Source organism: Actinomycetota bacterium (assembly GCA_036280995.1).
Taxonomy (GTDB): domain Bacteria; phylum Actinomycetota; class CALGFH01; order CALGFH01; family CALGFH01; genus CALGFH01.
Window position 1 is genome coordinate 1 of record DASUPQ010000047.1, and the last position, 5,436, is coordinate 5,436.

The window sequence follows — 5,436 nt, forward strand, 5'->3', positions numbered from 1 at the left end:
GCGGCGTCCGGGCCGGCGACCCGGAAGGTGACCTCGGCCCTGACCTGGGCGGCGGTCCCGTCCGGCCCGCCGCCCTGGAGCTCCTGGAAGGCGAGCTCGTCCACCTCCAGCCGGGCGTCGGGGGGCGGCGCCGTCCCGGCGGGGTCGCGGAGGGTGACGTGCTCGACGAAGTAGCGGACCAGGCGGCCGTCGCCGTCGGCCACGTCCCGGCCCCCGCCGTTGCCCTCCCCCACGTGCACCACCGCGGACCGGCGCACCTGGCCCTCGGCGTCCATGGCCAGCTCGACCATGACGGTGACGTCGCGGGCCTCGGCCGGCAGCGGCGGCGGTGCCGGCGGCGCCGGGTCGGGCCCGGGGCCGGGCGGCGCCGGGTCGGGGTCGGTGGGCGCCGGGTCGGGGTCGGGCGCGACCGGCAGGTCGGGCTCGTCGAAGTCGGGCTCGATGCCGACCAGGGTGGCGCCGACGCAGTCGGCCGCCGGGCCCATCCCGTAGCGGGCGAACGCCCCCCAGATGCCGCCAAGGGCGGTGTGGTGGGCCGCCGCGGTGAGCTGGCCGGCGGCCAGCTTGCCGTCCAGCGCGGCCAGGATGGCGTCGCGCATGTCGAGGAAGCTGGGGTTGGCCCGGGCCAGCTTGAGGGCGTCGACCACCAGCTGGACGGCCAGCGGCTGCCCGACCCGGCGGGTCATCTCCATGAGGGTGGCGCACCAGATCTCGCCGATGGCGTGGACCCTGGTGTAGCGGCCGCCGCCCAGGTCGGCGAAGGTGTCGGGGAACTGGGCGTCGTAGCGGAACCCGCGGATGCCGCCGGCCTTGCCGGTCACCCAGGACCCGACCACCTCGGTCTGGTTGATGACGCAGGCCACGTAGTCGCCCCAGCCCTCCCCCATGCCGGCGCTCTGGGGCTCGTCGAGGGCGTCGACGTTCATGGGGCCGCCGACCAGCCGGTTGGTCACGCCGTGCATGAACTCGTGGTAGACGACGCTCGAGTCGAGCGCGGTGTGGTTGCCGGTGCTCGACACCAGGCCCATGTTCATGACGGGGCTGCTCCCGTCCACCGGGGTGAACATGTTGGCCGTGCCGAACACCGGCCCGGGGTGGGTGCGGGCGTCGACCGGGTCGGCGCCCAGCCCGCCGCGGCCGAAGTTGTCCCCCTGGAAGCTGCCGTCGCGCTCCTGGAACCCGAGCAGGTAGAAGAAGTCGTGCATCGAGCAGTTCAGGTAGAAGAGGTTGACCGCGAGCTGCTCGCTGCCGTTGGGGTCGGCCGGGTCGAACACGACCACGCCGTCCTGGAGGGCGCCCTGGATGGCCGGCCCGTCGTCGCCCAGGTGGGCGTTGACGCTGTTGCCGACGGTCCGGTCGGCATGGACCCAGGTGTCGGGGAAGCCGTCCGGCAGCCCCGCCGGGACGGGCAGGCCGTAGTCGGCCAGGGGCCGCGGGAACTCGCTGGTCCGGCGCTGGCCGTCCCCGTCGACGGGGAACACGCTGCCCCGGGCCGCGACCGTCTGCACCAGCTGGCGGCAGTAGAGGACCTCGCCGCTGCCGGCGTCGACCACCACCCGGTACTGGGCGGTGTGGCCGGGCATGGTCAGCAGGACCAGCCAGCCCAGGCGCAGGTCATCGGTGTCCATCGGGAACCAGGTCAGGCTGGCCCGGATGTCCTCGGCGAACGGCCCCGGGGCGAGCACGGTCGGGCGCTCCGGACGGTCGGGGAAGGTGGCCGTCACCCGGATGAGGAAGCCGTCCAGGCGCACCCCGGGGATCTCCATCGGCTCGCCGAACTCGTCGGTCTGCCCGCGTTCGTCCGGCTGGGGCACGGCGACCTGCTCGGCCGCGGCCAGCACCGCCTCCTCGACCGACAGCCGGGGCGCGACCTCCAGCTCCTGGGGCACGGTGACGGTGGTGCCGACCGTCTGGGCGAGGCGGCCGTCGGGGTCGAACAGGACCGCCTGGGCGGCCTGGAAGATGGGGATGCCCTTGTAGCGCTGCTGGGCGTGGACGGTGACGGCGTTGGCGCTGGTGCGCTGGGTGCTCGGGTCGACGACGTACTCGGTCGGCTGGGTCGCCTCGAGGCCGAGGGCCGGTCCGGCGGCCTGGAGGTGGTCGAGGGCCCGCTGGATGTAGTTGCCCTCCTCGGCCGGGGCGGCCTCGGACCGGACCGCGGCCGGGTTGCCGGTGGTGTAGTCGACGGTGGCGACCTCGAGGCGGTGCGCCCCCTCCAGCCGCTCCTCGGAGACCTCGGCGGCGAGCTCGCGCAGGTGGGTCTCGCGTTCCGGCGTGACCAGGCCGGGCCGGCGCCGGCGGAGATCGACTTCCCGACTCATGGGACTCCTTCATCGAGCCCGCCCCGGCGCGGTGGGCGGCGCCGGGGCGGGGCGGGTCGGCGGGTCAGCGGCGGTAGACGAGGTAGCGCATCGGGATGTTGTTGAGCAGCTGGTTGCCCGGGACCAGGAACAGCGGGTCGGCGTCGACGCTGACGTGGTGGGTGGCGAAGGCCGCGTACGGCTGCACCGGGTCGACGATGTCGACGGTCACGTTGGCCTCGAGCAGGTCCGGGTTGTTGCCGGGGTCGCCGGGCGTGAGCACGAACGGCAGCCAGATGAAGGTGGGCGCCGGCGACGGCAGGGTGAACGCGAAGGTCAGGTCGGGGCCGTCGGTCACGTCGGAGAGGTTGACCTGCTCCAGGCGGACCCGCATGTCGCGGCCGCCGAGCTGCACGGTCGCCGGGATGGCGAAGCCCTGGCCGACGTCGACGGTCGGGTTGATGAACACCAGGGCCCAGATGATGGCCTGCTCGCCGGCGGCGATGATCCGCGACGGCTCGTAGGGCGGGAAGGTGATCTGCTGGATGGGCGAGTAGGCGAGCACGTCGAGCGCCACGTAGGTGCCGACGGTCGGCTCGCCCAGCCGCTGGGCGTCCTCGCCCTCGCGGTGCCGGGCGTCCATCTCGGACGCGTACCTCTCGACCTTGGCCAGTAGCTTGCGGTCGGCGGACTGCCGCCACTCCTCGGCTCCCGCCGGGACCTCGACCTGCGGCTCCGCGCCCAGCCTGTGGGCGGTGACGGAGGTCGCCCGCGACGGCGCCTCCGCCGCCTGGGCGTCGAGCCTGGGCGCCTCGGCCGCGGTGGCCTTGAGCGTCAGCTCCTTCTCGGTAGTGGCCATGCTGGCAATCCCCTTTCGTGGGATCCGGGCGGCTCCCCCCGAGCCGCCTTGCCGGCCTTGCCTTGCGACCGGCGACGCCAGCCTGCCTGGGGGCGCTTAAGCGGCGTCGTCCTGGCGCTTAATCCGGACCCCTCCCGAATTAAGTGGCTGGCGCGCTAGATGCCCTGGTGGCCGCGGAGCTGGCGGGCCAGGTCGGCGGTGGCCGGCTCGGGGTCGACCAGCAGCTCCTGGTGGAGGGCGTCGACGCAGGCCTGGTACTGGCGCAGGGCCAGGTGGGGCTGGCCCTGGCGGCTGTAGCAGCGCATCAGCCGCCGGTGGGCGTCCTCGCGGCAGGGGTCCCTGGCCACCAGCTGCCGGCACAGGGCCACGCAGGCGCCGTACTGGTGCTGGCCGAAGTAGCAGCCGCTGAGCCGGTCGAGCACGTCCAGGTAGGTCAGGAGCAGCTGCTCGCGGGGCAGCACCGGCCAGTCCTCATACGGGTCGTCGGCCAGGAAGTCGCCCTGGTAGAGGGCGACGGCCCGTTCGTAGGCGGCGACGGCCCCGGCCAGCTCCCCGGCCGCCTCCAGCCGCCGGCCGGCGGCGGCGTGGAGCTCGAACTCGTCGACGTCGAGCCACAGCCGGATCTCCTGGTTGAGCCGGTAGGCGCCGCCCTCCAGGACCACCACCGGCCCGGTGGCGCAGGCCCGGAAGGCCCGGCGGAGCCCGTGGACGGCCACGTTCAGGCTGTTGCGGGCCGCGGCCGGCGGGGCGTCGGGCCAGAAGGTGTCCATCAGCACCTCCCGCCGCGGCCAGGGGTCGCGGTGGGTGACCAGGTACTTGAACAGCGAACGGCCGCGGCCGCTGGGCCAGTCGCCGACCGGCACGTCGTCGAGGCGGACCTTGAGCTGGCCGAGCAGGTGGACGGTGAGCAGCGGGCCCCGGGGGCGGTCGCGGGCGGCCGGCGGCGCCGGCTCGGCCGCGGCCCCGGCGGCGCAGGCCCGGTCCTCCAGCTCCTCATAGAGGGACACGGCCCGCTCGGCGGCGCCCCGGTCGAGCAGGTAGTCGGCCGCCCGGTGGACCGTCTCGGCCCCCAGGGGCCGGGCCGGGTCCAGGGCGGCCCGGAGCGGCCCGCGCCAGCCGGTCCGGACGGTGGACCAGCCGTCGGCGAGCGGCTGCAGCCAGGGACCGGCGGGCGCCGTGGCGGCCGCCCCCAGCACGGCCGCCGACAGCGCCGGGTGGCTGTAGCCGACCTCCAGGGCGAGGGCGAGGGCCCGGTGGCCGTCGGCACCCGCCCCCTCCAGCCAGCCGCTGGCCAGGTGGGCGAGCAGCTCCTCGGTCCCGCCCGCCCGGTCGACGGCCCGCTCGACCCGGCCCGGGCCGAGGGTGGCCGCGGCCCCGCAGACGGCGACCAGGTTGGCGGCCGCGCCCCGGCAGAGGGTGGCCGCCCGCCGGGCCGCGGCCACCGGCAGCCGGGGCGCCTCCCGGCCCAGCAGCTCCCCGGCCGCGCCCGGGCCCAGGCGCAGGTCGTCGGCGGTGACGGTGGCCCCGCGGGCCGGCAGGGCCCCGGCGGGCAGGGGCGCGTCGCTGGTGACGACGCAGGCCCGGTCCTCGTCCAGCAGCGGCGCCAGCAGCACGCCGAGCAGGTCCGCCGTCTGGCCCAGGTGGTGGGCGTGCTCGACCACCAGCGACGCCGGGGCGGGCACGGCCGCGGGCAGGGCCGCGGCCAGCTCCTCGAACCCGGCCGGGTGGGCGAACCCGGGATGGTGCCGCTGGACGGCGGCGACCAGGGAGCGCAGGAAGGTGGCGGGGTCGCGGTCCTCGGGACCGAGCCGGACCCAGATCACCGGCCGTCCCTGCCGCTGCAGGGCCTCGAACAGCCCCTCGCTCATCAGGTACCCGGGTGGGGCCACGAAGGCGGTCAGCCCGCCGAGGGCGGCCCGGTCGAAGGTCCAGTGCCGCGCCGCCGGAGCGGACGCGACCGGAGCAGCTGACTTGGCGATAAACGGCATCTTCCCCCCAGCCGTCGCACCTCGGTCTGGTCATTCTTGCGTACCGGCGGCCGCGGACCCGGTGACGTCCGTCACCGGACCGCCGTGCCGTCGGTCACCGCGCCGTAACCGACCGGCCGCCCCCGCTGCTCGGAGGGGAAGCTGGCGAAGCGCAGCGGGCCGGGGGCGACGTCGGTGGGCGGGAGGTCGCCGACGTCGCAGGCCCCCAGCAGCCGCCCGACCCGGTAGCGGCCGGGCAGCACCCCCGCCTGGACCAGTCCGGCGCCGCCGGCCATGACCGCGGCCGCGC

At 75.8% G+C, this 5,436-nt stretch carries 4 protein-coding genes; all 4 read right to left on the minus strand.

The features are described from left to right. Positions 1 to 2,321, minus strand: a 2,321-nt coding sequence (locus VF468_01175) for a M36 family metallopeptidase (protein HEX5876934.1), incomplete at its 3' end; no start/stop codon positions are given. 64 nt (positions 2,322 to 2,385) lie between these two features. Then, entirely contained in the window at positions 2,386 to 3,159 is a 774-nt protein-coding gene (locus tag VF468_01180; protein ID HEX5876935.1) for a hypothetical protein, read from the minus strand. Between the two features lie 155 nt (positions 3,160 to 3,314). After that, positions 3,315 to 5,147, minus strand: a complete 1,833-nt coding sequence (locus tag VF468_01185; protein HEX5876936.1) for a BTAD domain-containing putative transcriptional regulator — start codon at positions 5,145 to 5,147, stop codon at positions 3,315 to 3,317. Between the two features lie 71 nt (positions 5,148 to 5,218). After that, on the minus strand, positions 5,219 to 5,436 hold a 218-nt coding region (locus VF468_01190), incomplete at its 5' end, for a hypothetical protein (GenBank protein ID HEX5876937.1).